The sequence below is a fragment of the Arthrobacter sp. MSA 4-2 genome, from assembly GCF_016405885.1.
Classification (GTDB): Bacteria; Actinomycetota; Actinomycetes; order Actinomycetales; family Micrococcaceae; genus Arthrobacter_D.
On record NZ_JAEKGC010000003.1, the window covers coordinates 111269 to 135370 of the forward strand.

25 protein-coding genes are annotated in these 24102 nt (G+C 68.9%); 7 read left to right on the top strand and 18 right to left on the bottom strand.

Annotated features, from left to right (window positions below; all coding sequences use genetic code 11):
- The first annotated feature begins 22 nt into the window (after positions 1-22).
- A complete protein-coding gene (locus I6N91_RS04080) occupies positions 23-907 on the top strand; it encodes a 1,4-dihydroxy-2-naphthoate polyprenyltransferase (RefSeq protein WP_198810910.1) in 885 nt (294 codons plus the stop codon).
- Between the two features lie 18 nt (positions 908-925).
- Here the strand turns inward: I6N91_RS04080 and I6N91_RS04085 are convergent, their stop codons facing one another.
- Complete coding sequence (locus I6N91_RS04085) at positions 926-1225, bottom strand: DUF4229 domain-containing protein (protein ID WP_198810912.1); 300 nt, start codon at positions 1223-1225, stop codon at positions 926-928.
- A 30-nt stretch (positions 1226-1255) separates the two neighbouring features.
- On the opposite strand from I6N91_RS04085, the gene I6N91_RS04090 reads away from it, so the two are divergent.
- Entirely contained in the window at positions 1256-1789 is a 534-nt protein-coding gene (locus I6N91_RS04090) for a PLD nuclease N-terminal domain-containing protein (protein ID WP_198810914.1), read from the top strand.
- A gap of 138 nt (positions 1790-1927) precedes the next feature.
- Here I6N91_RS04090 and ccsB read toward each other — a convergent pair whose 3' ends face one another.
- From ccsB to I6N91_RS04115, 5 genes are read right to left on the bottom strand one after another with little or no spacing between them, the layout of a single operon-like run.
- Positions 1928-2956, bottom strand: coding sequence for a c-type cytochrome biogenesis protein CcsB (ccsB, locus tag I6N91_RS04095; RefSeq protein WP_198810916.1), 1029 nt, complete (start codon positions 2954-2956; stop codon positions 1928-1930).
- A complete protein-coding gene (locus tag I6N91_RS04100) occupies positions 2953-4668 on the bottom strand; it encodes a cytochrome c biogenesis protein ResB (protein WP_198810918.1) in 1716 nt (571 codons plus the stop codon). The genes ccsB and I6N91_RS04100 overlap by 4 nt, the downstream gene beginning before the upstream one ends.
- A gap of 48 nt (positions 4669-4716) precedes the next feature.
- Positions 4717-5514 (bottom strand): cytochrome c biogenesis protein CcdA, encoded by a 798-nt coding sequence (locus I6N91_RS04105; RefSeq protein ID WP_233091461.1) that lies wholly within the window; start codon positions 5512-5514, stop codon positions 4717-4719.
- Between the two features lie 6 nt (positions 5515-5520).
- Positions 5521-6132, bottom strand: coding sequence for a TlpA family protein disulfide reductase (locus tag I6N91_RS04110; protein ID WP_374058913.1), 612 nt, complete (start codon positions 6130-6132; stop codon positions 5521-5523).
- 48 nt (positions 6133-6180) lie between these two features.
- Positions 6181-6852, bottom strand: coding sequence for a histidine phosphatase family protein (locus I6N91_RS04115; protein WP_198810920.1), 672 nt, complete (start codon positions 6850-6852; stop codon positions 6181-6183).
- Positions 6853-7029: 177 nt separating this feature from the next.
- On the opposite strand from I6N91_RS04115, the gene I6N91_RS04120 reads away from it, so the two are divergent.
- Together I6N91_RS04120 and I6N91_RS04125 are read left to right on the top strand one after the other, a co-directional pair.
- Positions 7030-7581, top strand: coding sequence for a YceI family protein (locus I6N91_RS04120; RefSeq protein ID WP_198810922.1), 552 nt, complete (start codon positions 7030-7032; stop codon positions 7579-7581).
- A 250-nt stretch (positions 7582-7831) separates the two neighbouring features.
- Positions 7832-8578: a hypothetical protein gene (locus I6N91_RS04125; RefSeq protein WP_198810923.1), complete on the top strand. Its 747-nt coding sequence runs from the start codon at positions 7832-7834 to the stop codon at positions 8576-8578.
- Positions 8579-8588: 10 nt separating this feature from the next.
- Here I6N91_RS04125 and I6N91_RS04130 read toward each other — a convergent pair whose 3' ends face one another.
- From I6N91_RS04130 to I6N91_RS04140, 3 genes are all read right to left on the bottom strand, one after another.
- Positions 8589-9269, bottom strand: a complete 681-nt coding sequence (locus tag I6N91_RS04130; protein WP_307843229.1) for a redox-sensing transcriptional repressor Rex — start codon at positions 9267-9269, stop codon at positions 8589-8591.
- A gap of 185 nt (positions 9270-9454) precedes the next feature.
- Positions 9455-10234 (bottom strand): maleylpyruvate isomerase family mycothiol-dependent enzyme, encoded by a 780-nt coding sequence (locus I6N91_RS04135; RefSeq protein WP_198810925.1) that lies wholly within the window; start codon positions 10232-10234, stop codon positions 9455-9457.
- A 216-nt stretch (positions 10235-10450) separates the two neighbouring features.
- Positions 10451-10711 (bottom strand): glutaredoxin family protein, encoded by a 261-nt coding sequence (locus I6N91_RS04140; RefSeq protein WP_198810927.1) that lies wholly within the window; start codon positions 10709-10711, stop codon positions 10451-10453.
- A 61-nt stretch (positions 10712-10772) separates the two neighbouring features.
- Between I6N91_RS04140 and I6N91_RS04145 the strand changes: the two genes are divergently transcribed.
- Positions 10773-11585, top strand: a complete 813-nt coding sequence (locus I6N91_RS04145; RefSeq protein ID WP_198810929.1) for an HAD-IB family hydrolase — start codon at positions 10773-10775, stop codon at positions 11583-11585.
- A 154-nt stretch (positions 11586-11739) separates the two neighbouring features.
- Here the strand turns inward: I6N91_RS04145 and I6N91_RS04150 are convergent, their stop codons facing one another.
- The 4 genes from I6N91_RS04150 to I6N91_RS04165 all read right to left on the bottom strand — a co-directional run bounded on the left by I6N91_RS04150 (position 11740) and on the right by I6N91_RS04165 (position 14277).
- The gene (locus I6N91_RS04150) at positions 11740-11838 is read right to left on the bottom strand and encodes a 30S ribosomal protein bS22 (RefSeq protein WP_003792170.1); all 99 of its coding nucleotides are present in this window, start codon (positions 11836-11838) and stop codon (positions 11740-11742) included.
- A 194-nt stretch (positions 11839-12032) separates the two neighbouring features.
- A complete protein-coding gene (locus I6N91_RS04155; RefSeq protein WP_120167764.1) occupies positions 12033-12242 on the bottom strand; it encodes a helix-turn-helix domain-containing protein in 210 nt (69 codons plus the stop codon).
- Between the two features lie 238 nt (positions 12243-12480).
- A complete protein-coding gene (locus I6N91_RS04160) occupies positions 12481-13020 on the bottom strand; it encodes a helix-turn-helix transcriptional regulator (RefSeq protein ID WP_198810931.1) in 540 nt (179 codons plus the stop codon).
- 54 nt (positions 13021-13074) lie between these two features.
- On the bottom strand, positions 13075-14277 hold the full coding sequence (locus tag I6N91_RS04165; RefSeq protein ID WP_233091462.1) for an acetoin utilization protein AcuC: 1203 nt from the start codon (positions 14275-14277) through the stop codon (positions 13075-13077).
- Positions 14278-14401: 124 nt separating this feature from the next.
- Here I6N91_RS04165 and I6N91_RS04170 point away from each other — a divergent pair, with 124 nt between their 5' ends.
- Entirely contained in the window at positions 14402-15814 is a 1413-nt protein-coding gene (locus I6N91_RS04170) for a TrkH family potassium uptake protein (protein WP_198810933.1), read from the top strand.
- Positions 15807-16475 (top strand): TrkA family potassium uptake protein, encoded by a 669-nt coding sequence (locus I6N91_RS04175; protein WP_198810935.1) that lies wholly within the window; start codon positions 15807-15809, stop codon positions 16473-16475. The genes I6N91_RS04170 and I6N91_RS04175 overlap by 8 nt, the downstream gene beginning before the upstream one ends.
- Positions 16476-16526: 51 nt before the next feature.
- On the opposite strand, the gene proC is transcribed toward I6N91_RS04175, so the two are convergent.
- The 5 genes from proC to I6N91_RS04200 form a co-directional block, all read right to left on the bottom strand.
- Complete coding sequence (proC, locus tag I6N91_RS04180; protein ID WP_198810937.1) at positions 16527-17372, bottom strand: pyrroline-5-carboxylate reductase; 846 nt, start codon at positions 17370-17372, stop codon at positions 16527-16529.
- A gap of 279 nt (positions 17373-17651) precedes the next feature.
- A complete protein-coding gene (locus I6N91_RS04185) occupies positions 17652-18452 on the bottom strand; it encodes a sugar phosphate isomerase/epimerase (protein ID WP_198810939.1) in 801 nt (266 codons plus the stop codon).
- Between the two features lie 129 nt (positions 18453-18581).
- Positions 18582-21329 (bottom strand): type I DNA topoisomerase, encoded by a 2748-nt coding sequence (topA, locus tag I6N91_RS04190; protein WP_198810941.1) that lies wholly within the window; start codon positions 21327-21329, stop codon positions 18582-18584.
- Between the two features lie 121 nt (positions 21330-21450).
- Positions 21451-23151, bottom strand: a complete 1701-nt coding sequence (locus tag I6N91_RS04195; protein ID WP_307843230.1) for a methyltransferase — start codon at positions 23149-23151, stop codon at positions 21451-21453.
- Positions 23151-24077, bottom strand: a complete 927-nt coding sequence (locus tag I6N91_RS04200) for a rhodanese-related sulfurtransferase (protein ID WP_198810943.1) — start codon at positions 24075-24077, stop codon at positions 23151-23153. Before I6N91_RS04200 ends, I6N91_RS04195 begins: the two co-directional genes overlap by 1 nt.
- Positions 24078-24102 lie beyond the last annotated feature (25 nt).

The following is a 24102-nucleotide window of genomic DNA, read 5'->3' on the forward strand; positions in this document are numbered from 1 at the left end:
ACAACCAGTGAAGGAACACACCGTGGCGACTGCCGCTCAGTGGCTTGAAGGAGCCCGCCCCCGCACCCTGCCCATGGCCCTGGCGCCGGTGATCGCCGGCAGTGCCGCCGCGTTCGGGCTCGGCGCGTTCCGACCGCTCAACGCGGTACTCGCCGCGGTCGTGGCCGTGCTGCTGCAGGTGGGCGTCAACTACGCCAACGACTATTCCGATGGGATCCGGGGCACCGACGACGTCCGGGTAGGCCCGCTGCGGCTCACCGGCTCCGGCGCCGCCCGGGCCCGAGACGTCAAGCACGCGGCGTTCGCCTGCTTCGCGCTCGCCATGGTGGCGGGCGCTGCGCTGATCGTCCTCTCGCAGGCCTGGTTCCTCCTGCTGGTGGGCGTCGGCTGCATCGCGGCGGCCTGGGGCTACACCGGAGGCAAGAACCCCTACGGGTACCTGGGCCTCGGCGACGTCTTCGTCTTCGTCTTCTTCGGCCTCGTCGCAACCCTCGGCACCACCTACACGCAGGCCGGTCAGCTGAGCGCACCGGCCTGGGTGGGGGCCATCAGCACCGGCCTGATCGCCATGGCGCTGCTGATGGCGAACAATGTCCGCGACATCCCGACCGACCGTGAGGCCGGCAAGCTCACCCTGGCGGTGCGCCTGGGCGACAGCACGGCCCGGGTCAGCTACGTGATGATGCTGGCCGCGGCCGTCCTGCTGCCGCTGTTCCTCATCGACAACCACCCGTGGGTGCTGCTGGTGCTCCTGCTGGTTCCGGCCGGCCTGATGCCCAGCTGGCTGATGCTCAAGGGCAAGAAACGGCGCAGCCTCATCCCGGTGCTCAAGCAGACAAGCCTGATCAACCTCGGCTTCAGCCTGCTGTTCGGCCTCGGCATCGTGCTCACCGAGGTCCTCGCCTAGGAGCGCGGAGACCCCCGGTCAGAGGTCGCGCGGCCTGCGGTCGGCGTTCACCGGGGCGTTGGGGTCGATGGAGTCCTCCGCGGCGGCGTCGTCCTTCTCCATGAAGTTGCTCGCCCGCGGGGCGCCGTCCTTGAACCGCCGCTGCAGGGAGGCACCAGCGGCGTCGCGCAGCGGGCGGAAGAACAGGTAGGTTACGCACCAGGCGAGGATGGCGGCAACGACGGCGGAGAGCACCGCACCGAGCCCGAGAACCACGCAGATCACGAAGAAGACGACGACGAGGAGCAGGCGCAGAGCGGTGAATTTGAGGAAGGGCACCCTCCAAGTTTACTCGCCTACAATTGGGGTATGCCCCGCCTGTTGCTGTTCCTGGTGCTCCTTGGAGTCGCCGTCATCGTCTACGCGCTGATCGAATGCGCCATGACCCGGTCAAACGAGGTACGCAGTATCTCGAAACCCGCCTGGCTGATCACGATCCTGGTGGTGCCCCTCATCGGAGCCGGCCTGTGGTTCCTGTTCGGCAGGCCGCGGCGGACGCGCGGCACCCGTCCTCCCCGCCCGGCCCCGCGCCAGCCGACCGCACCCGATGACGATCCCCAGTTCCTGCAGAATCTTGAGACTCGACGCCGGCAGCAGGCCCGCGAGCAGGAACTGAAGCGCAAGGAGGAGGAGCTCAAGGCCCGCGAAGCCCAATCGAAGGGCGGCGCGAAGGGGGGCGTGAAGGGCGGCGGAACCACCGCTCCCGCAGCGGGAACCCCTGCGGGTGGTGCCCCCGCCGGCGGCACCCCCGCCAACGGTACGGGTCCCGCTCCGGCCACCGATCCCGACGACGACGCCGACGAGGCGGGCAGCACGGGCGCGCACCGGCCCAACAACCCGTAGCCCACCTCCCTCCCGGCCCGCACCTCCGGCCACCAGCCCTCCGCCCGCCGCAGAGAAAAAGCCGCACCCGCCCCCTCGTGGTCAACGAGCGGGCGGGTGCGGCTTTCTGCTGCGCTACCGCCTGGGCCTTTCCGCGGCCTAGACGCCGGAGTAGCTGTGAAGCCCCGAGAAATAGATGTTCACGATGGTGAAGTTGAAGACGATGCACAGGTACCCGACGATCGAGAGCCAGGCCGCCCGGGTTCCGGTCCATCCCTTGGTGGCGCGGGCGTGCAGGTAGCCGGCGTACACGGTCCAGATCACGAAGGTCCAGACCTCCTTGGTGTCCCAGCCCCAGTACCGGCCCCACGCCTCCTCGGCCCAGATGGCCCCGGCAATCAGGGTGAAGGTCCAGCCGACGAAGGCGATGGCGTTGAGGCGGTAGGAGAGGTTCTCCAGGCTGAGGGCCGGCGGCACGAGCCGCATGAAACCGGCCTTGTCGGGCCCGCCGGCCGCGATGCGGGCTTCGCGGGAGGACTGGATCAGCTGCAGCACCGACATGGCGAAGGTGAGGGTGAACAGGGCCGAGGAGGCCACGGCGATGGAGACGTGCACGATGAGCCAGTAGCTCTGCAGCGCGGGGATCAGGTTGGCGACCGGGGTGGCGAAGCCGACCGTCGCCGCGCACAGCATGATCACGACGAGCCCGATGACGAAGGAGCCGACGAACCGCAGGTCCTTGCGGGTCAGGGTGATCAGGAAGATCAGGGAGACGACGAGCGCACCGGTGGTGCAGAACTCGTACATGTTGCCCCAGGGCACCCGGTCCGCGGCGATGCCGCGGGTGAGGACCGCGGCACCGTGGATGACGGTGGCGACCACGGTCAGGGCCACCGCGATCCGGGCCGAGGACCGGCGGGGGCCGGCGCTGTAATCCATCGAGGTGTCGGCCATGGCCGGGCCGGCAGGAACGGGCGCGGAGGCGCCGCCGCGGGCACCGGCGAGGACCTTTGCCTGTGCCGGGGCCTGCGCCTGGCCGGCGGCCAGGCGGGCCTCGACGGCACCGATGGTGCGGCTCGACTTCACCAGGTCGAGCACGAAGAAGATCAGCGCCACCACGTAGGCGATGGAGGCCAGGAGCATGAAGAGCTCGCTGGTGGCGCCCAGTTCGGTATTAACGCTTTTCATTCGATGTCCTTACCGTTGTCGCCGTCGGTCCCGGCGCCCGTTCCGGCGGCGGGAGCCCCGGCGGGCTGCAATTGATTTTCCCCTGCTTTGTCCGGGTGCGCCAGCCAGTGGCTGGTCAGCAGCTTCTCCACCGCGGCACCCTCGGCAGGGAGCCTCGGATCCTCGCCGCGGGCCAGCAGCCCGTACTCAACGAGGACCCGCCCGTCCGGGTGCTCCCCAGTCCGCACCCAGGCCCGCCGCCGGCCGATGAACAGCGAGGCGCTCAGGCCCGCGAGGGCGAGGACCGAAAAGACCAGCGCCCCGAGCTGAGCCGGGTCGTGGTGGATGTCCACGGCGATGTAGCGCTTCAGCCCGTCGAAGGTGATGGACCCTTTCCCTTCCGGCAGGTCGTAGGTCTCGCCGAGGCCCAGCACGATGCCCCCGTTGTCGCTGTTGCGGCTGTTCAGTTCCGTCAGGTTGTCGGTGTCGAGGACGTAGACGTTCTTCGGTTCCCCGCCGTCGAGGCCGAGGTCCCCGGCGTAGGAGTTGAGGTTGAGCTGGGGGTTGAACGGGTCGGGGTCGCGGGAGAAGGAAACACCCTTTTCATCGACGAAGGCGGTCGGGAGGAAGAATCCGACGAAACCGAGCTGTTCAGGCCGGGCATCCGGGGCCTTGATCACTGCCAGTGAGGTGTAGAGCCCGTCGGAGGGGATGGTGACCACCGGTCCCTGCACGGCAATATTCCCCTCGCCGTCGCGGACGGTGATCACGGGGGCATAGCCGTTGCCGACCAGGTACACGCTCGTGCCGCCGATGTCCACGGGGGCATTGACCTTGAGGGTCTGCTTCTTGGGCTCGGCGTCGGGCCCGGCCTGGGTGGTCAGGCTCGCGGTGAAGTCAAGGGGCTGGCCGTAGTGGCTCTCCAGGGCCCGGTCGAACTGCACGTCGAAGGCATCGAGGCGGATGGAGTAGGGCTCGAGCTGGTCGTCGGAGAAATTCGTGCCGGGGGTGAAGGCGTCGTAGCCGACCAGGGTGTTCACGAAGGTATCACCCTCGACGATCACCTTCTGGCCGTTGTAGCCGAACAGGCCTCCCACGGCGACGCTGACCAGCACCCCGATCAGGGAGCTGTGGAAGACGAGGTTGCCGAGTTCCTTGCTGAAGCCGCGCTCGGCCGCCACCGACGGTCGATCGCCGTCCGCGTCGCGCACGTCGACGCGGTAGCCGCGCTTCTTCAGCAGCGCGGCGGCATCGGCCACTGCGGAGGCCGGGGTGATGGCGGCGCCGGACGCCTGCGCGGCAGGGATCTCCAGGGTGCCGTAGACCGGCATGCGCGAGAGCCGGCGCGGGGTGGCCGGCGGCTTGGCCCGGACGGCCTTGGCGTGGGCGATCGCGCGCGGGGTCACGCAGCCGATCAGGGAGATGAACAGCAGCAGGTAGATGGAGGAGAACCACACCGAGGAGTACACGTCGAACAGCTGGAACCAGTCGAGGATCGGGCCGCTGTCCGGGTGGTCCTGGAGGTAGGTGGTGACGACGGCCGGATTCGCAGACCGCTGGGGGAAGAGCGATCCGGGAACGGCGGCCACGGCAAGGAGCAGCAGCAGGAACAACGCGATGCGCATACTCGTGAGCTGCTTCCATGCCCACCGCAGGGTTCCGGTGAATCCGAGCGCGGGCAGGGCGGCGTCGGGCTGGGTGCCCTCGGTTCGTGCCGTGTCCTTGTTCAACATGACCTGCTTCTCGTGGGGATCGCTTTTCTGCGTCGTGCTGCGGACGGATTAGATGGGAAGGACCACATTGCTGACCAGCAGGTCCTGGATGCTGGTAATCCAGCTGTTCCAGATACCGGTGACCATCAACCCTCCCACAAGGATGAGCAGGCCCCCGCCGGAGCGCTGCAGGATCAGCCGGTTGCGCCGGAAGAACCGCAGCGCGCCCATTCCCCGCCGGATGCCCAGGGCGATGAAGAGGAAGGGCAGGCCGAGGCCCAGGCAGTACACGAAGGTGAGGACGGCGCCCCGGAGCGCGCTCGCATCGTCACCGGAGATGGCGAGGAGCTGGACCGCGCCGAGGGTTGGGCCGATGCATGGGGCCCAACCCAGTCCGAAGGTCATCCCCAGCAGGGGCGCACCCCACAGGCCTGCGGGTACGCGGGCATGGAGCCGGCTTTCCCGCTGGAACAAGGCGAAGCCGCCGAGGAAGACGATCCCGAGCAGGATCACCACAATGCCCAGCAGCTGGATCAGCCAGTCCTGGGAGACCCGCAGCCAGGCCCCGAGCTGGCCGAACAGCGTGCCGTAGGCCATGAAGACCGCGGAGAAGCCGAGGACGAACAGGGCGATGCCGGCGAACATGCGGCCGCGTTTCTGCTGCTCGAGGTCCACTCCGGTCAGGCCGGTGACGTAGCCAAGGTAGCCCGGCACGAGGGGCAGCACGCAGGGCGAGGCGAAGGAGACGAGCCCTGCCAGCAGGGCGACCGGGAGGGCGAGGAGCATCGACCCGCTCAGCACGGCGTCGGCAAAGGCGTTGCCGGCGGCCAGGGCGGGCCCCGCGGTTGCGGCCAGTGCCGGGGTCATGATGCCTTACTCCCCGAGCGCATCGCGGACGAGGGCCTTGAGCGTGCTCTTTTCGGCCAGTCCCAGGATCCGCGCCGACACCCGGCCCTCCTTGTCCAGGACGAGGGTGGTGGGCACCGCCTGCGGGGGGACGTAGCTCGTCATCGCCAGCAGGACGCCGCCGTCCTTGTCGTTGAAGCTCGGATAGGGAATCTCGAAGTTCCGCTCGAAGGCCTCCGCGGTCGCCCGCTCGTCGCGGATGTTGACTCCATAGAACTGCGCTCCCTGCGGCCCGAATTCGTCCGAGAGGGCCACAAGGTCAGGGGCCTCCTTGCGGCACGGGGCGCAGGCGGCGTACCAGAAGTTGAGCACGGTCACCTTCCCCGCCCAATCGGAGCTTGCCACCTGAGTGCCGTCGAAAAGCGTCCCGGAGAGGTTCACGGGCTTCCCCCGGTCGGAGGCTGCGTACTCGGTGACCGAGCCGTCCCCGGCGATGTAGTTCTTGTTGTCCCCGGCGGCGGCCTGCTGGGCCAGCGGATCATCCGCCGCGCAGCCGGCGAGGCCAAGCGAAATGGAGACGCCGAGGACCGCGGCGGCGCGGAACGCGGACCACGGGCGGCGGGCCAGGGCGGGGATCAGAGGCTTCACGGCTTCTTTCAGATATTTCTACAGCGTGTAGTAATTCTACTATGCTCCCGGAATGTTCGCCGCTCCGGGCAGCAGATCGGCGCAGGGCTCTTCGTACCGGACGCGGGTGATGTCGCTGCCGGAGAAGTCGAGCGAGGTGACCGAGGTCAGGGTGCATTCGCGCTGCCGGGGGTCATGCCAGAGGCGGCGGTGCTCGGCCGCCAGCCGCGTCACCCAGATGGGCAGCTGATGGCTGACCAGAACCGCCTCCACTGGACCATCCGCCCCGTCACCCAGTTCCAGGGCGCGGGTACGGGCGAACTGCACGGCGGCCATGACGCGCTCGACCTGGCGGGAGTACGGCTCCCCCCAGGAGGGGCGGAAGGGGTTGGCCAGCAGGGGCCAGTACCGGGGATTCCGCAGCCTGCTCTTCACCCGCGACATCCCCTCGAACCGGTTTTCGGCCTCGAGGATGCGCTCCTCGGTGTGCACGGGCAGGCCCAGGGCCGTCCCAAGCGGCTGTGCCGTCTCCTGGGCCCGGACCAGCGGGGAGGCCGCAAGGTAGACGATGTTCGCTCCATCGCTGCGCCGCTTCTCGAAGTGGGCGGCCATCTGGTCCGCCATCCGGCGTCCCAGTTCGGACAGGTGGAACTCGGGGAGGCGTCCGTAGAGGACGCCCTCGGGGTTGTGGACCTCACCGTGGCGCACCAGGTGGACGGTTGCAAGGGGCATCTGCCTAGTTTCTCAGAGTTCCGCCACCGGACTAAATCCTGAAAGCCCGTCCCGGCACCACAGCGTCCGAAATCTCGGAGGGATCTCAGGGGCCGAACCGGGACCCCGAGGAATAAAACATGCAAAAACATGTTTACATAGTGACAAGCCTTCCGCTTCCATAAAGGAGAAACATCCATGAGCATTCCCACAGGCCTCACCACCGGCACCTGGTCCTTCGACCCCTCCCACAGCGAGATCGGCTTCACCGTCCGCCACGCGGGCATCAGCAAGGTCCGCGGCAGCTTCGCAGACGTCGACGCCACCATGGTCGTCGGTTCCTCGCTCGAGGACTCAAAGGTCACCGCCACCATCAAGACCGTCTCCTTCCAGTCCGGTGACGAAAACCGCGACGCCCACGTGCGCAGCGCCGACTTCTTCGACGCCGAGGTTTTCCCGGAGATGACCTTCACCTCCACCTCCGTCGAGACCAAGGGTGAAACCTACAAGATCGCCGGGGATCTCACGATCCGCGGCATCACCCAGCCTGTGGTCCTTGACGCCGAGTTCAACGGCGTCGCTGTCGATCCCTTCGGCGCCACACGCGCCGGCATCTCGGGCCAGACCACGATCTCCCGCAAGGACTTCGGCCTGACCTGGAACGCCGCCCTCGAAGCCGGCGGCGTGCTTGTCGGCGACAAGGTCACCATCTCGGTTGACGCCGCCTTCGTGGCACCTTCGGCCAACTGATCCACTCCGACCGGGGCCATCCACCCGGTTGACACTGCGCCGCCGGCGGGCCTTCGGGAACGCCGGCGGCGCACTGCGTTCGGCCCCGCCGGCGCCGCGGCCGGAACGGCGGTACCGAAGCGCCGGGCGCGCCGGATCAAACCCTCGACTCCGCCGGCCGGCGCGGTAGGGTGAACCCAAGATCCGGCGGGCCGCGAAACGGCAGGTGCCGGCTCGTCCTACCCTGCACGCCTGACGAACGGATGCGGCAATGAGCACACCTGACGAGAACCCCAACTCCAACCCGCAGAACCCGGACGCGCCACGGTACGGCCAGAACGAGGGCCAGCCGCGGTACGGGCAGAACCCGACGCCGTCCCCGGGGCAGAACCCCTCGCCTGCATACGGGCAGAACCCCCCGCCCGCTTACGGGCAGAACGCTCCGCAGTCCTACGGTCAGAATTCCCCGGCCTCCCCCGGGCAGCAGGGTTATGGGCAGCAGCCGTACGGCTACCAGTCGGCCCAGCCCTCCGGCTACGCGTATCCGGGCTCGGCCTCGATGCCCGCCACCGCCAAGGGGCCCGCACCCCAGCGGGTCGTCCTGGCTTTCTGGCTCATCATCGCGGCGGCCGCCCTCGGGCTCATCAGCACGATCATCAGCTCGCTCGATCCCCTGGCCAGCCTGACCCCGGAACAGCTTGAGCAGTTCGAAGGCTCGGGGGTCTCCCCCGAGTCCGTCAGCGGGATCGCCACGACCGTCGGAGTCGTCGTCGGGCTCCTGTTCGCCGCCCTCTATGTCCTGCTCGCGTTCATGATCCGCAAGGGAAAGAACTGGGCGCGAATCACGCTGACCGTCCTGGCCGCCCTGTCCGTCCTCGGGTTCCTCTTCGGCCTCACAGGCGGCGCCCCGGTCGGTCTCCTGTCGACCCTCGTGGTGATCCTCGTCGTCGCCGGAGTCGTCCTGTGCTACCTGAAGCCCGCGGGCGAGTACTTCAAGCCCGCCGCTCCGCGCTACTGAAAGCCGCTGCCTACTGCGCCGAGCGGGCGTCGGTGATCGACTCGATGACCGCGTCCTGCGCCCGCTGGGCGTGGTAGGCCAGAATCTGCAGCTCCGTTGACATGTCGACCTTCCGCAGCTGGACGTGCGGAGGGACCTGGAGCACCACGGGGGCGAAGCTGAGGATGCTGGTGATCCCGCTGGCCACCAGGCGGTCACACAGCTGTTGGGCGACCGGCGCCGGCACCGCGAGGACCGCCATGTTCGCCCGGGTCCGCTCCAGGACCGTCTCAAGGTCGTCGACGGCGCTCACCCGCAGCCAGCCGACCTCCGATCCGACAACCATCCTGTCCGCGTCGACCAGCGCGACGATCTCGAACCCGCGGGAAGCAAACCCGGAATAGCCCGCCAGCGCCCGGCCCAGGTTGCCGACTCCGATGATGGCCACCCGCCAGTCGAGGGTGAGACCCAGTGCGGTGGAGATCTGGCGGTTCAGGTACTGCACGTCGTAGCCGACGCCCCGGGTGCCGTAGGAACCGAGGTAGGAAAGATCCTTGCGCAGGATCGGCGAATTGACTCCGGCGGCGTCCGCGAGGACCTCCGAGGAGACCCGTTCGATCCCCTCGGCCAGGAGCGAGTTCAGGGCCCTCAGGTAGATGGTGAGGCGGGTCAGGGAGGCCGGCGGAATGCGGCGCCCGCCATCGGCGCTCACCGAATGAAGCTCTGGCGTCTCTGGCGTCGTCACTGTAATCCGCTCCGTTGCATCAGGTGGCCCACCGAAGCGGCGCCCGTTCCGGCCGCTGCCCCCAAAGCCCCGACTCGAAATCCCTTCAACTCTATGCCGCAGCAGTCGGGCCCACCAAGTGCGGGCTTCGCCGGGGTGGAGGAGCACGGACCTCAGAGCGGAAGCGGGTGCTCGAGCACTCCCCCGGGCGTCCCCCGGCCGGAGAGGATCCGGCAGCAGTCAATGGCATCGATCTCCAGGGGTGCGCTCCCGTCGTCGTCCCGGATGAAGGTACCGCCGGCCGGACCGGTGAGTCGAAGGTGGAACGGATCGGCGTGGAGGGTCGCCCATTCCGCGATGATGTCTTCGACAATGCGCCCGTCGTGTTCCCGGGTCGGGTTGAGCGGCCGGTCGATGGCCCGGGCGATGTCAATGCGGTGCATCCAGACGTCGCGGGTGAACCCGATGTCGAAGAGATAGCTCAGCGGCTGCCAGCCGAAGTCGACGCCGGCCATGCTGCCCAGGGGCAGCAGCCGAAGCCTTCCGATGGCCCCGGGCAGCCGACTGCGGGACCTCAGCGCGGCCCGGGCCGCACTCGCCCACCGCGCCGGGATGTCCTGGGCACCAAGATCACGACGAGCCTGAAGCTGGGCCTCATTGAGTCCATCCACCCAATGCTGGCCGCCGATCTGCGCGGTGAGCCTGCGCCCCCGCACCGCCTGGCGCAGGAACTCAAGGGGTGAGGCCTGCCCCTCGGCGGAGGCAACGACATGCACGGCCACATCCCGCACCGTCCAACGGGCGCAGTCGGTCCCCCGATCCCAGTCCCCGGCGCTGAGCTGCTGCAGGAGAGTGGAGAACCGCTGATTTTCCTCTGCGGCCAGCCGCATGGCCTCGTGGTGCCCGATCCGGGCAATTTCAGCCACCCGGAGGGGAGGACGATCCTCGGTCATGGCGCATCCCTGCTTTCGCTTCCGTCGGGTCCGGTGGGCTCCGGGGCTCGGTTGCGCCGAAGCCCGAACGCTGGACCTTAAGCGTAGGACCGCCGGTCCCGGTGCGACAGGCTCTCCCCCGCCATACGCCGGAGGTTTCCGCCACCACGGAAGGCCGGCGGGAGGCCCTCCACCGCATTGAGTTTCGGAGCGCCGGTGCTGGCCGACCGGATCAGTTCAGGGCCGCAGCAGGCGGCGCAGCCGCTCTTCGTCGATCGTCCAGAAGTCGCGCTGGATGCCGTCGATCATCAGCACGGGCAGTTCCTCGGCGAACCTCTCCAGCAGTTCGGGCGCGTCCGTGACCGATTGTTCCCGCCAGCGCAGGCCCAGCGAGGCGGTGACCCTTTCCACCACGGCGCGCGCATCCTCGCACAGGTGGCACTGCGGTTTCGTCACGAGCACGACGTCGGGCGGCGGGCCTTCGGGCTGGGTGTTCATCCTTTCAACCTACCCGCCGCGGCACACGGACGCGGGCACCGCTTGTGGCTAGACTTTCACCATGCGTGGTGCCGCCGGGAAGGACCTTCCCTTCCCCCCGGATACGCCCGGCGCGCCCGGGTCGGCGGCCTTCTTCGATGTGGACAACACGCTCATGCGCGGCGCCAGCCTGTTCCACGTGGCGCGGAAGATGTATCAACGCCGTGCATTCACCCTCCGCTTCGCCGCGGGCCTGGCGTGGAAGCAGATCCGGTTCGTTCTGCGTGGCGAAACAATGACCGACGTCAACTCGGTGCGCGACGCGGCGCTCGCCTTCGCCATCGGGATTGCCCATGCGGACATCCTTGCCCTCGGCGAGGAGGTCTACGACGAGATGATCGCCTCCAAGATCTGGCCCGGGGCCCGGGCACTGACGGACCAGCACCTGGCCGCCGGACGGAAGGTGTGGCTGGTGACCGGCACGCCGGTCGAGGTGGCCAGCGTCATCGCCAAACGGCTCGGCCTCACCGGCGCCCTCGGCACGGTCGGGGAGGTGGCCGACGGCCTGTATACGGGACGGCTGGTCGGGGAGTTCCTCCACGGCGCGGCCAAGGCCGTGGCGGTGAAGGAACTGGCGGCGCGGGACAACCTCGACCTTGACCGCTGCTGGGCTTACAGCGACTCCTTCAACGACGTCCCGCTGCTGAGCAGCGTGGGCCACCCGGTCGCGATCAACCCGGACTCCCGGCTGCGCCGGCACGCGCGGGCGAACAACTGGCCGGTGTTCGACTTCCGCAGCGGCCGCCGCGCCGCGACCCTGGGGCTGAAGGCGGCGACCGGAGTGGGAGCCGTCTATGGAATGTGGCGGGGGTTCGTGAAACTGCGGGACCGCTGACACCGCAGCTCACCGGATTGCGCCGTCAACCACGCCGCTGTTAACCACGTCCGGCCCACCGCTCCAACCTGACGGTTGGGGCTGCGGACCGGGAAAACTGGAAGGGGAGCCGCCGGACGGCGGCCCTCCAGCTGTGGAGCAGAAGAGCGGTGCCCTACTTCTTGTTGCGGCGCTGGTGGCGGGTCTTGCGAAGCAGTTTGCGGTGCTTCTTCTTGGCCATACGCTTGCGGCGCTTCTTGATTACTGAACCCACAGAGTCCTCACAAACTTAATAGGAATCCAGGCGGCTGCCTCCGCTGCGAAAACAGCGCAGGACCGCCCGGAGCTGACATGGGCACGCACTGACTGGCGCGGGCCCGGTAAAACCGGTAGTTGCGCGGCAGTTACTGACCGCGCAAAACGTTCCTTAACAGGGTACAGGCAATTGGTGCCGCCCCCGACCGGCGGCTACGCGGTGGCCGACTGCCCGTCGACCTGCGCGTGGCGGAGGTAATCGGCCACGGCCGACTCAGGAACCCGGTAGGAGCGTCCGAACTGGACGGCCGGCAGTTCGCCTGAATGAACGAGTCGGTAGACGGTCATTTTCGACACCCGCATGACCTCGGCGACTTCAGCCACCGTCAAGAACTGCACATCCGAGAAGTTCCCGTCTGCCATCTCACCACTATTCCTTTACTTGAAGGCTTCCCACCCTGAGACCGGCATTCGAACTGATGCAGGATGCGCGCGATGGATACGCCGCCTCGAAGCATGAGGATTTTCTGCCTAGGACGGTACTCTAGTGGCACCTGTGACAAAAGTGAAAGCCCCTGTGGTAGGGAGGCTCCCCTAGCCGCCGGCGAAGGCCTGCTGGGGTGCCGAACGGCGGCCCATCGGCGGGCGCATCGGCCGCACGCTACCGCTCGTGGTCCTTCCGGCGCCGCAGCTGGGAGATCAGGTCGGCCGCGCGTTCGGCCGCCCGCCCCATGGTCCTGCCGATCTGCTGCTGCCGGGTTGCCTCCGCCGTGGCCCGGGGTGATCCGGCGGGCGCGAGCGCAGCCGCCGCCAGCACTCCTGCGGCCGGGGCCCCGGCGCTGGCCGGCACCTCCTCTGCGGAGACCGGTGCCTCCGCTTCCTCGGGTGCGGGCCCGGGGACGGTGGTGGGAACCGGCGCCTCGGGGGCGGCCTCGGCCGGCGCCGCGGTAAAGCCGGCGATCCAGTCCTGCACGGAAAGCAGGGGTGAGGATTCAAGCGAATAGAAGCGTTTTTGGCCCTGCGCCCTCATGGTGACCAGGCCCGCCTCGCGCAGTACCTTGAGGTGCTTTGACACCGTCGGCTGGCTCACGCCGAGCTCTCCGACGAGCTGCCCCACCGATTTACCCTCGGTGCGCAGCAGCTCGAGGATGTCCCGCCGCGTGCGCTCGGCGATGACTGCAAACACGTCGTCGATACCCATTACTTCACCCTAGCGATATATGCCGCCGGCGGCATCCCGACCCGCTGCGGTCCCTCAGTCGAACCACGGGTCGAGCCCGTGCAGCGGGAACACGGCCCGGCGGGTGGCCATGACCGTGCGGTCGAGGTCGTCGCCGGGGTCGTAGCCCACTTCCCAGGACCGCCACCACGTGTCAGCACCGTCGCCCATCAGGGCCGGCGGGGTGGAGCCGTAGCGTTCGCGCACGTGGTCCCGCCACGCCGGCGGCACCGGGGTGGACGGCCCGATCGCGGCTCCCGCCGCCACCGCAATGAGCAGGCTCCAGGAGCGGGGCACCACGTTCGCGAGGTTGTATCCGCCGCCGCCGGTGGAGATCCACCGCCCGCCGCACATGCGGTCCGCAAGGTCCCGGGCGCCAAGCATCATCGCGTGCTGGGCGTCGACGCTGAGCCGCAGGTTCGTCAGCGGATCGGCAAGGTGGGAATCGCACCCGTGCTGGCTGACGATCACCTCGGGCGCGAACACCTCGGCCAGCTGGGGCACCACGGCGTGGAACGCGCGCAGGACGGCCGCGTCGCCGGCCGAGGTCGGAAGGGCAACGTTGACCGCGGTGCCCTCCGCGCCGGGGCCGCCGGTCTCGTTCGCGAAGCCGGTTCCGGGAAACAGGCTCATCCCCGTCTCGTGAAGAGAGATGGTCATGACCCGCGGCTCGTTCCAGAAGATGCTCTGGGTGCCGTCCCCGTGGTGGGCGTCCACGTCGAGGTAGAGCACCCGCGCGACCCCTGAGTCGAGGAGCCGCTGGACGCTCGCAGCGGCGTCGTTGTAGATGCAGAAGCCGCTGGCCGCCGAGCGCGCCGCGTGGTGCATGCCGCCGCCGAAGTTCACGGCATGGAGCGCGGTGCCTGCGACGATGGCGTCCGCCGCCGCCAGCGAGCCGCCGACCAGCCGTGCACTGGCCTCGTGCATCCCGGCGAAGCCCGGGGTGTCGGCGGTGCCCAGGCCGAACTCGGGACGCGCGGTGTCGGGGTCGGCGCTCACCGCGCGCACCCCGGCGATGTACGCGGGGCTGTGCACCGTTGCCAGTTCGGCGTCGGCGGCCACGAACGGGCGCACCACCGACACGGTGGGAAGGTCGAGCAGCCCGATCTCGCGCGCCAGCCGGGCCGTCAGCGCGAGCCGGGCCGGGTTCATTGGGTGATGCGGGCCGAAGTTGTAGGCGAGCATCTCATCGTCCCAGACAACGTGTGTCGGGGGCGCAGGCGCGGAGGAATTAGACATCGCCCTCAGGCTACGCGATGCCCCGAACTTCGGCCACGAAGCGGGGGCGAAAGTGATTTACTACTCCAAGGACAACTTTCGGGCCGCTGCGGCGGCATCAACAGCAACGGGGCAATCGGCGTCAATGATTACTCAGCAGCCTCCGTGGCTGAGGGAAGATCGGAGCGGGCTCGCGCGCGCCCTGGCGCGCCTGCGGGACTTCCTTGACGGGTTCGCCAACAGCTCGCCGGCCCGCCTGGCCCTGACCATCTTCGTCGCCGTCATCCTCCTGTTCACGGGGCTGTTGAGCCTGCCGGCGGCCTCCTCGGACGGGACCGTCACCCCGCTTCATGACGCGATGTTCACGGCAGTCTCGGCGGTGTGCGTGACGGGGCTGACGGTCGTCTCGACGGCCACCCACTGGTCCTTCCTGGGGCAGCTGATCATCCTGCTCGGCATCTTCATCGGCGGACTGGGGACCCTGACCCTGGCCTCCCTGCTGGCCCTGGTGGTGAGCAGGCGCCTGGGCGTGCGCGGGAAGCTGATCGCCCAGGAGGCGCTCAACAACGCCGGCCGGCTCGGGGAGATCGGCACCCTGCTGCGCATCGTCATCACCACCTCCGTGGTGATCGAGGTCGTCCTCGCCCTCGCCATGATCCCCCGCTTCGTCATCCTCGGGGAGCCGCTGGGCCAGGCGGTGTGGCACGGGATCTTTTACTCCATCTCGGCCTTCAACAACGCCGGGTTCACCCCGCACTCCGACGGGCTGGTCCCCTACCAAACCGACCTGTGGATCATCGTGCCGCTCATGGTGGGGGTGTTCCTGGGCAGCCTCGGCTTCCCCGTCATGATGGTCCTGCTCCAGACCCGCTGGCGGTACCGGAAATGGAACCTCCACACCAAGCTGACCATCGTGGTGTCGTTGATCCTGCTGGCGGTGGGCACGCTGGCCTGGGGCGCCCTCGAGTGGTCCAACGCCGACACGATCGGCGGCCTCAGCGCCAGCGACAAGCTGATCCACGCCGTGTTCGCCTCCGTCATGACCCGCTCGGGCGGATTCAACCTCGTTGACCAGGCGGCGATGGACTCCACCACCATGCTCCTCACCGACGCGCTCATGTTCGCCGGCGGCGGCTCGGCCTCCACCGCCGGCGGCATCCGGGTGACGACCATCGCCGTGATGTTCCTGGCCATTGTGGCCGAGGCCCGCGGCGACGCGGACGTGCGGGCCTGGGGTCGCACCATCCCGCAGGGCACCCTGCGGGTGGCCATCTCCGTGATCTTCATGGGCGCCACGGTGGTGCTGCTCGGCACCGGCGCCATCCTCGCCATCTCCGGGGAGGGCCTGAACCGGGTGCTGTTCGAGGTGATTTCGGCCTTCGCGACCTGCGGGCTGAGCACCAACCTCAGCGCGGAGCTTCCGCCGGCGGGCAAGTACGTGCTCGCGGCTTTGATGTTCGCGGGCCGGATGGGCACAATTACCCTTGCCTCCGCGCTGGCCCTGCGCCAGCGCAGCACCCTGTACCACTACCCCGAAGAAAGGCCGATCATTGGCTGACAGACCAGCACATAACGCCCCGGTCCTGGTGATCGGTCTTGGCCGGTTTGGTGCCGCAACGGCCGAGCAGCTCGTCAAGCAGGGACGCGAGGTCCTGGCCATCGAGCGGGACGGGCAGCTGGTGCAGAAGTTCTCCGGAACCCTCACCCACGTCGTCGAGGCAGACGCCACCAACCTCGATGCGCTGCGCCAGCTGGGCGCGCAGGAGTTCACCGCCGCCGTCGTCGGGGTGGGCACCTCCATCGAGTCAAGCGTGCTGATCACCGCCAACCTTGTGGACCTGGGCATCGACCACCTGTGGGTGAAGGCGATCACCCCGTCGCACGGGAAGATCCTCAAGCGCATCGGCGCCAACCACGTGATCTACCCCGAGGCCGACGCCGGGCAGCGCGCCGCGCACCTGGTGGGCGGCCGGATGCTCGACTTCATCGAATTCGACGACGGCTTCGCGATCGTGAAGATGTACCCGCCCAAGGAGACGCAGGGATTCACCCTCGCCGAGTCCTCGGTGCGCTCCAAGTACGGGGTCACCATCGTCGGGGTGAAGTCCCCGGGCGAGGACTTCACCTACGCGCAGGCCAACACGAAGGTCTCCGGGCGGGACATGCTGATCGTCTCGGGCCACGTGGACCTGCTCGAACGCTTCGCCGCCCGCCCCTGATCCCGGCCGGGCCCGCTCAGGCGCGCCGGGGCTCCCGCCTCAGCTGCCGCGTCAGCTGCCGCCGAGTTCCCGAGTGATTTGGGCGGCGCGCTCGGTGGCGGCACGGGCGCCGCGCGCCACGATCTCGGCCAGGCCCTCCCGGTCGAAGGTCTCGACGGCGCTCTGCGTGGTTCCGTTCGGGCTGGTCACGGCGCGGCGCAGCGCTCCAGCGTCGGCGCCGTCCTCGGCGAGCATGAAGCCCGCCCCGGCGACGGTCTCATTGGCGATCAGCCGTGCCAGGTCCGGTTCGAGGCCCAGCCGCTCCCCCGCCGCGGCCATCGCCTCGGCCAGATAGAAGGCATACGCCGGCCCGGAGCCGCTGACCGCCGAGAGCGCGTCCACCTGCTCCTCGGGGATCTCCACCACGGTCCCGGCCGCGGACAGGAGGTCCCGGGCCGTCCGCAGGTGTTCCGGGCCCGCGGACGCGCCGGCGGAGATTGACAGGACGCCCCGGCCCAGCCGGGAGGGGGTGTTGGGCATGGTGCGGATGACGGGCTGCCCGGCCGGCAGCGCCGATTCGAGCATCGCCGTGGTCACGGCCGCGGCCACGCTGAGGACCAGGGTGTCCGGCCGCAGGGACGGACCGATCTCCCGGGCCAGGGGCAGCACGCCGGCGGGCTTCACCCCGACGACGACGACGTCCGCCGCGGCGGCCGCCTCCCGGTTGGCCTCGGGGTTGTCCCCGGTGGCAAGGACCTCGATGCCGAACCTGTCCCGGAGCTCCTGGGCCCGGTCGGGACGCTGCACGGTTGCGGTGACGCTTGAGGGGTCACGGCCCGCGGAGAGCAGCCCGCCGAGAATCGCCTCGTTCATCGATCCGGTACCGAGGAAGGAAAGGTGAAGGGAAGTTTCGCTCATGGACCAATCCTGCCACGGGCGACTCCCAGCGTTCTCCCAGCATTTTCGCCGGGGAGTCACAAGATGGGCCGGTAACGTTCTACGTACCTCATGAAGGTGCGAGTGATGAGGGCCGGATTCTCCTGATCCGGTCCGGCGCCGCTGGTAGGCCACGTGTTCCCCCAGTACCTGGCCACACCGGCGGCGTCACTGCGTTAACCGTCTTATTTGTGGCCGGTTTGCCTCGGCACAGGTCGGGTGCGCCCGCCGGGACCGGCCGATGATCAGGTGCTTCCGCGGTCAGTGGCCCAGGTGATTCCGCGCGAAGGAGAGCGTCTCGGCGAGCCACTCCTCGCGCTCGCCCGCCCCGCGGGCCCTGCGCGTGCTGACCTCGACCGCCACGACGCCGTCCCAGTCCGAGTCCCTCAGGTGCCGCAGCGCCTCGGCGCAGCGCTGCTCCCCCTGGCCGGGCACGAGGTGCTCGTCCTTGCCGTTGGCCGTGCCGTCGGTGAGGTGTACATGGGAGAGCCGCTCCCCCAGGCCCCGGATCTCCTCGAAGGAATCCATCCCCGCGATCGCCGCGTGGGAGAAATCCCAGGTGACCGCGTCGTAGGGCTCCGGGATCGGGTTCCAGTGCGGGAGGTACGCCTTCGCCTCCCTCCCCCGGACCTTCCACGGGTACATGTTCTCCACGGCGATCTTGATGCCGTATTCGTCAGTGACCCGGCGGATCCCCTCCGCGAAGTTTTCGGCGTAGCCGCTCTGCCAGCGGAACGGCGGGTGCACGACGACGGTCTTCGCGCCCACTTCCGCGGCCATGGCCGCGGACATCTCGACCTTCGTCCAGGCCCGTCCCCATACCTGCTGGGTGAGCAGGAGTGTCGGGGCGTGGATGGCCAGGATCGGCTGGTCGTAGCGGGCGCTCAGGCCGCGCAGCAGATCGGGGTTCTGGCTGGTGGAGTTGTTGGTCACCATGACCTCCACGCCGTCGTACCCGAGATCCTGCGCCATGGCGAAGGCGTCGTGCACCGACAGCGGGTACACCGAGGCACTGGAGAGCGCCACGGGGATCGGGGACCGGGATTCCTCGGGGAGCGTCATCTAGACCGCCCTGCCCGACGGGTGCACCGCGCCAGTGTCCAGCCCGCCTATCCGCATTCTTCCGCCATCCGTCGAGCCACTCATCCTGTTCATCGAGGCACCGCGCAGCACACCCCGTGCCGCGACGGGCTACTTCCCCGCCGCTACCTTGCGCTTGGCCGGGGCGCGCCGGGTTGTCTTCTTGGGAGCCGGCCCCTTGGCCCGCTTCTCCGCCAGCATGTCGATCGCCTGTTCCCGGCTGAGCTCCTCCAGAGCCATTGACCCCGGGACGGTGATGTTCGTTATGCCGTCGGTGATGTACGGACCGAAGCGGCCGTCCTTCACCACGATCGCCTTGCCGCTCTCCGGGTCGTCGCCGAACTCGGCCAGCGGCGGGGTCGCGGTGCGTCCGCCGCGCTGCTTGGGCTGGGCGTAGATCTCAAGGGCCTGCTCGAGGGTGATCGTGAAGATCTCCTCTTCGGACCCGATGGAGCGCGAGTCGCTGCCCTTCTTCAGGTACGGCCCGAAGCGTCCGTTCTGGACGGTGATCTCCTTGCCTTCGGCATCCTCGCCCAGGACCCGGGGCAGGTTCATCAGCTTCAGCGCCTCGTCGAGCGTCACGGTTTCCACCGACATCGACTTGAACAGCGAGCCCGTGCGCGGCTTGACCTTGGCGGGCTTCTTCGGCGGCTTCGGCTTGCCGTTCTTGTAGTACTCCACCGGCTGGGCGGCGAGCTCGGCCTCGGTCGGCTCGGGGATCAGTTCGATGACGTAGGGCCCGTAGCGTCCGTCGCGGGCCACGATGGTCCGGCCCGTTTCGGGGTCGACACCGAGCACCCGCTCCTGGGAGACCGGGGACTCCATCAGCTCAATCGCCTTTTCGGCGGTCAGCTCGTCGGGGGCGAGGTCCTCTGGCACGTTGGCGCGCTGCGGCTCGGCGCCCTCGGGTGCGTCGGCCGGCAGCGGCTTCTCAAGGTAGGGCCCGAACTTGCCCACACGCAGGGTGATGCCGTCGGCGATCTCCACCGAATTGATGCGGCGGGCGTCGATTTCGCCGAGGTCGTTCACGATGGTGTGAAGCCCGGTGTCCTTGCGGTCGCCGTAGTAGAACCGGTCGAGCCATTCCACCCGGCCGGCCTCGCCGCGGGCGATCCGGTCGAGGTCTTCCTCGAGTTCGGCGGTGAAGTCGTAGTCAACGTAGTTGTTGAAGTGCTCCTCGAGCAGTCGCACCACGGAGAACGCGATCCAGCTGGGTACCAGGGCCTGGCCGCGGACCCGCACGTAGCCGCGGTCGACGATCGTCGACATGGTGGCGGCATAGGTCGATGGACGGCCGATGCCGCGCTCTTCGAGGACCTTCACCAGGGACGCCTCGGTGTAGCGCGGCGGCGGCGAGGTCTCGTGGCCGATCGCCTCAATGGCCTCGGCGCCGAGCGCGTCGCCCTTGGCGACGTTCGGCAGGCGGGTGCCCTGGCCGGCGTCGTCGTCGCCGTCCTGGTTGCGGTCCGCGTCGCGGCCCTCCTCGTAGGCCGCCATGAAGCCGCGGAAGGTGATGACTGTGCCCGAGGCCGAGAACTCGGCGTCGCGCCCGTCGGCGCTGACGGCGCCGAGCCGCAGCGAGGCGGTGGAGCCCTTGGCATCGGCCATCTGGGAGGCGACGGTGCGCTTCCAGATCAGCTCGTACAGCCGGAACTCGTCGCCGCGCAGGGACTTGGCGACCTGTGCGGGGGTGCGGAAGGAATCCCCGGCGGGACGGATGGCCTCGTGGGCCTCCTGCGCGTTCTTGGACTTGCCCTTGTAAATCCGCCGGGCCTCGGGCACGTATTCCGCGCCGTACAGCTCAGAGGCCTGGCGGCGGGCGGCGTTGACGGCCTGGTCCGACAGCGCCGGAGAGTCCGTACGCATATAGGTGATGTAGCCGTTTTCGTAGAGCCGCTGGGCCACCTGCATGGTGGTCTTGGAGGAGAAGCGCAGCTTGCGGGCGGCCTCCTGCTGCAGGGTCGACGTCGTGAACGGCGCGGCAGGGCGGCGGGTGTAGGGCTTGGTGTCCACCGAGCGCACGGTGAACGCGGCGGCCTCGAGGCCCGCTGCCAGGGACCGGGCGGCCTGCTCGTCGAGGCGCACCACCCCGGAGGCCTTCAGTTCGCCGCGGTCGGTGAAGTCCTTGCCGGAGGCGATGCGGCTGCCGTCCACGGAGACAAGCTTCGCGGGGAACGCCCCGCCCTTGGCGGCCTCGGCAGGGGTGAAGGACCCGGTGAGGTCCCAGTAGGAGGCGGCACGGAACGCCATGCGTTCGCGTTCGCGCTCCACGACCAGCCGGGTGGCGACGGACTGCACACGCCCGGCGGACAGGCCGCGGGCCACCTTGCGCCAGAGCACCGGGGAGATTTCGTACCCGTAGAGGCGGTCGAGGATCCTGCGGGTCTCCTGGGCATCGACCATCGGAATGTCGAGGTCGCGCATCTCCAGCAGGGCGCGCTGGACCGCTTCCTTCGTGATTTCGGGGAAGGTGAGCCGGTAGACGGGCACCTTGGGCTTGAGCACCTCGAGCAGGTGCCACGCGATGGCCTCGCCTTCGCGGTCACCGTCGGTTGCGAGATACAGTTCGTCGGCGTCCTTGAGGGCGGCCTTGAGCTCGGCCACCTTCTTCTTCTTGTCCGAGGAGACGACGTAGTACGGCTCGAAGTCCTTCTCGATGTCCACGGCGAACTTGCCCACCGAGCTCTTCTTCATCTCGGCCGGCAGGTCGGAGGGCTGGGGCAGGTCACGGATATGGCCCATTGAGGCCGCGACCTCGAAGCCCTCCCCGAGGTAGCCGGCGATGGTCTTGATCTTGCCGGGTGACTCGACGATGACGAGCTTTTTTCCGTGCTTTTTGTCCGATGCCTTAGTGGGCACTTCTCTCCTCGATACGGGGGTGCTGAGCCAGTCCGTCAATGGCGTGCGGCGGGGGTTCCGCTGCTGGCTCTACCCCTCCCAGTATGCGGTATGCATTCCTGCATTAGGGTAGCGGCAGAATTCAGGGGGCCGGAATCAGGAATCCTTCGAGCACCAGCCGACCCGCCATGGCGAGCAGGTCCGGCACGAAATCCGGACCGTCCTCACCCAGCAGGACGGCGAGCGCTCCGGCGATCTGGCCGGCGGTCAGATCCCCGTCGCAGGCGGAGACGAACCCCGCGAGCTCGGTGCTCAGCAGGGTCGTGCGCCGCAGGCCGGCGCCCTGCCGGAGCAGGATCACGCCGGGGTGCTCGGCACCGGGGCGCTGGTGGCGTTCCTCGGTGACGTCCCCGGCCACCATCAGGTACTCCCAGTTCAAGTCCCGGCCCGGCGCGTGCTGGTTCGTCCGATTCGAGTTTGCGGAGTTTTGGTCCGGCCCGGTCTGGCCCGGTCCGGTCTGGTCCGGCGCGCCCCCGGCGCCGCCGGGGGCGGCCGACGCCAGCCAGTCGCCGCGTTCGATGGCGGCCCCCAGGTGGGGGCCCAGGGGTTGTTCCACCTCATGGGTGATCGCCTCGCACCGCACCCAGGCGGGGGCGCCGCCGGAAGTGCGGCGCAGCCAGATGTAACCGAAGCCGACCGACCCCACGGCGCGGGAGGCAAAGTCGCCGAGGTAGTCCGCGTACCGCTTGACGTAGGCCGCGCGGTCCCGGTTCTCGGCGGCGTCGCGCAGCCAGGTCTCGGCGTACTGCAGCGGGGACTGGACCTCGCGCTGGATGATCCAGGCGTCGGTGCCCTCCGGCAGCCACTCCCGGAGCCGCTCATCCCACTCCCGGCCGGCGGGAATTTCCCAGTTGCCCAGCAGCTGGGCCGTGCCGCCCTCGGCGAGGACCCCGGGCAGGTTCGCCAGCAGCCCCGAGACGATGTCGTCCCCGGGCAGGCCGCCGTCGCGGTAGGTGAACTGGTCCTCGGGGGACTCCTCGGTGGACCGCGGGGTGATGACGAACGGCGGGTTCGACACCACGAGGTCGAATTGCTGCCCGGCCACCGGTTCCATGAGGCTGCCCAGGCGCAGCGAGACGCGCGCGTCGAGGGCGCCGGGGTCGATGCCCAGCGGCCCGGCGTTGAGCAGCAGGTTGAACCGGGTGAAGGCCAGGGCCCGCGGCGAGATGTCGGTGGCGGTGACATGGTCGGCGTGGGAGAGCAGATGGAAGGTCTGGATGCCGCAGCCGGTGCCCAGGTCCAGGGCCGTGCGGACCTTCGGCCGCACGGTGACCTGCGCCAGGGTCAGGGACGCCCCGCCGATGCCGAGCACGTGGTCATGGCGCAGGACGCCGGGGCGCTGCAGTGCGCCCAGGTCGCTGGCTACCCACAGGTCGCCGTCGGCGTCCGAGGAATAGGGGCGGAGTTCGACCGCGGCGCGCCGGAGTGTGTCCGGCGCCGGGGCGTCCACCGGGTCGATCAGCCGCAGGGCCTGAAGCCCGTCCGCGCCGGTGATCGGGAAGGCGAGGTCCAACTGGTCCTGGGTGAGGGTTCCGCCGACGAGCCACAGCAGGATCGGCACCACCAGCGGTGAGGGTGCCGCGGCGCCGAGTTCATCCTCGCAGGCCAGGAGCACCGGCACCAGCTGGTCGCGGTTTAGGGCCGCGTACGCCTCCTGCCCGACGAAGTCCGCCACCCCGCCGACCGTGTAGTTCAGCGCCGCGAGGTCGGCGGCCAGCGACTCGAGCAGGCCCGGGTGCAGCACCGACGGCGCGTCGGCCACGTCTGCGTCGAAGCCGTCCACTATGCGGCTCCGGCGGCTGTCGCCTCGGCTTCGTCCGTCTCGCAGCCCTGCGGGCAGCGGAGCGTCTCGGGACGGGCGGCGCAGTCCGCGCAGTACAGCGTGAGGTTGCGGCAGGCGGAGTTGGAGCAGTTCTCAAACTTGTTCGTCGGGGCCGTGCAGCGGGCGCACTTGCCGATGGTCACGGCGTCGCTGCTGAACTCGAGGTGCATGCGTTTGTCGAACACGTACAGCGATCCCTCCCAGAGCCCCTTGTCGCCGTAGGTCTCTCCGTACCGCACGATGCCGCCCTGGAGCTGGTAGACCTCGCTGAAGCCGCGGTTGACCATCAGGCTGGAGAGCACCTCGCAGCGGATCCCGCCGGTGCAGTAGGTGACGATCGGCTTGTCCTTCAGGTCGTCGTACTTGCCCGAGTCGAGCTCCGCGACGAAGTCATGGGTGGTCGACACGTCGGGCACGATGGCGCCCTTGAACCGGCCGATCTGCGCCTCGAGGGCGTTGCGGCCGTCGAAGAAGACGACGTCCTCGCCCTGGCTGCGTTTGGCGTCGATGAGTTCGTGGAGTTCCTCGGGGCGCAGGTGGGTGCCGCCGCCGATCACGCCGTCCGGTCCGACCTTCAGCTCGCCGGGCGCGCCGAAGGAGACAATTTCTTCGCGGACTTTCACGCTCAGGCGTGGGAAGTCCTCGGCCCCGCCCTCGGACCACTTGATGTCCATCGTCTTGAACGCCGGGTACTCGCGGGTAGCCTTCACATACCGTTTGACGGCGTCCAGGCTCCCGCCGACCGTGCCGTTGATGCCGTCCTTGGAGATCAGGATGCGCCCGCGCAGCCCCAGGCTCTCGCAGAGGGTTCGCTGCCACAGCCGGACCGCTTCCGGATCCGGCAGGGGCGTGAAGGCGTAGTAAAGGACGATCCGGTTCAAAGGCACGGGTTAAAGGGTACGTTGTGTCTCA

Bases quoted from the DNA above. Each gene is read 5' to 3' on its own strand.
- I6N91_RS04090 (WP_198810914.1), top strand. From the start codon at position 1,256: ATGCCCCGCCTGTTGCTGTTCCTGGTGCTCCTTGGAGTCGCCGTCATC.
- ccsB (WP_198810916.1), bottom strand. From the start codon at position 2,956: ATGAAAAGCGTTAATACCGAACTGGGCGCCACCAGCGAGCTCTTCATG.
- I6N91_RS04100 (WP_198810918.1), bottom strand. From the start codon at position 4,668: ATGTTGAACAAGGACACGGCACGAACCGAGGGCACCCAGCCCGACGCC.
- I6N91_RS04105 (WP_233091461.1), bottom strand. From the start codon at position 5,514: ATGACCCCGGCACTGGCCGCAACCGCGGGGCCCGCCCTGGCCGCCGGC.
- I6N91_RS04115 (WP_198810920.1), bottom strand. From the start codon at position 6,852: ATGCCCCTTGCAACCGTCCACCTGGTGCGCCACGGTGAGGTCCACAAC.
- I6N91_RS04120 (WP_198810922.1), top strand. From the start codon at position 7,030: ATGAGCATTCCCACAGGCCTCACCACCGGCACCTGGTCCTTCGACCCC.
- I6N91_RS04125 (WP_198810923.1), top strand. From the start codon at position 7,832: ATGAGCACACCTGACGAGAACCCCAACTCCAACCCGCAGAACCCGGAC.
- I6N91_RS04135 (WP_198810925.1), bottom strand. From the start codon at position 10,234: ATGACCGAGGATCGTCCTCCCCTCCGGGTGGCTGAAATTGCCCGGATC.
- I6N91_RS04140 (WP_198810927.1), bottom strand. From the start codon at position 10,711: ATGAACACCCAGCCCGAAGGCCCGCCGCCCGACGTCGTGCTCGTGACG.
- I6N91_RS04145 (WP_198810929.1), top strand. From the start codon at position 10,773: ATGCGTGGTGCCGCCGGGAAGGACCTTCCCTTCCCCCCGGATACGCCC.
- I6N91_RS04155 (WP_120167764.1), bottom strand. From the start codon at position 12,242: ATGGCAGACGGGAACTTCTCGGATGTGCAGTTCTTGACGGTGGCTGAA.
- I6N91_RS04160 (WP_198810931.1), bottom strand. From the start codon at position 13,020: ATGGGTATCGACGACGTGTTTGCAGTCATCGCCGAGCGCACGCGGCGG.
- I6N91_RS04165 (WP_233091462.1), bottom strand. From the start codon at position 14,277: ATGTCTAATTCCTCCGCGCCTGCGCCCCCGACACACGTTGTCTGGGAC.
- I6N91_RS04170 (WP_198810933.1), top strand. From the start codon at position 14,402: ATGATTACTCAGCAGCCTCCGTGGCTGAGGGAAGATCGGAGCGGGCTC.
- proC (WP_198810937.1), bottom strand. From the start codon at position 17,372: ATGAGCGAAACTTCCCTTCACCTTTCCTTCCTCGGTACCGGATCGATG.
- I6N91_RS04185 (WP_198810939.1), bottom strand. From the start codon at position 18,452: ATGACGCTCCCCGAGGAATCCCGGTCCCCGATCCCCGTGGCGCTCTCC.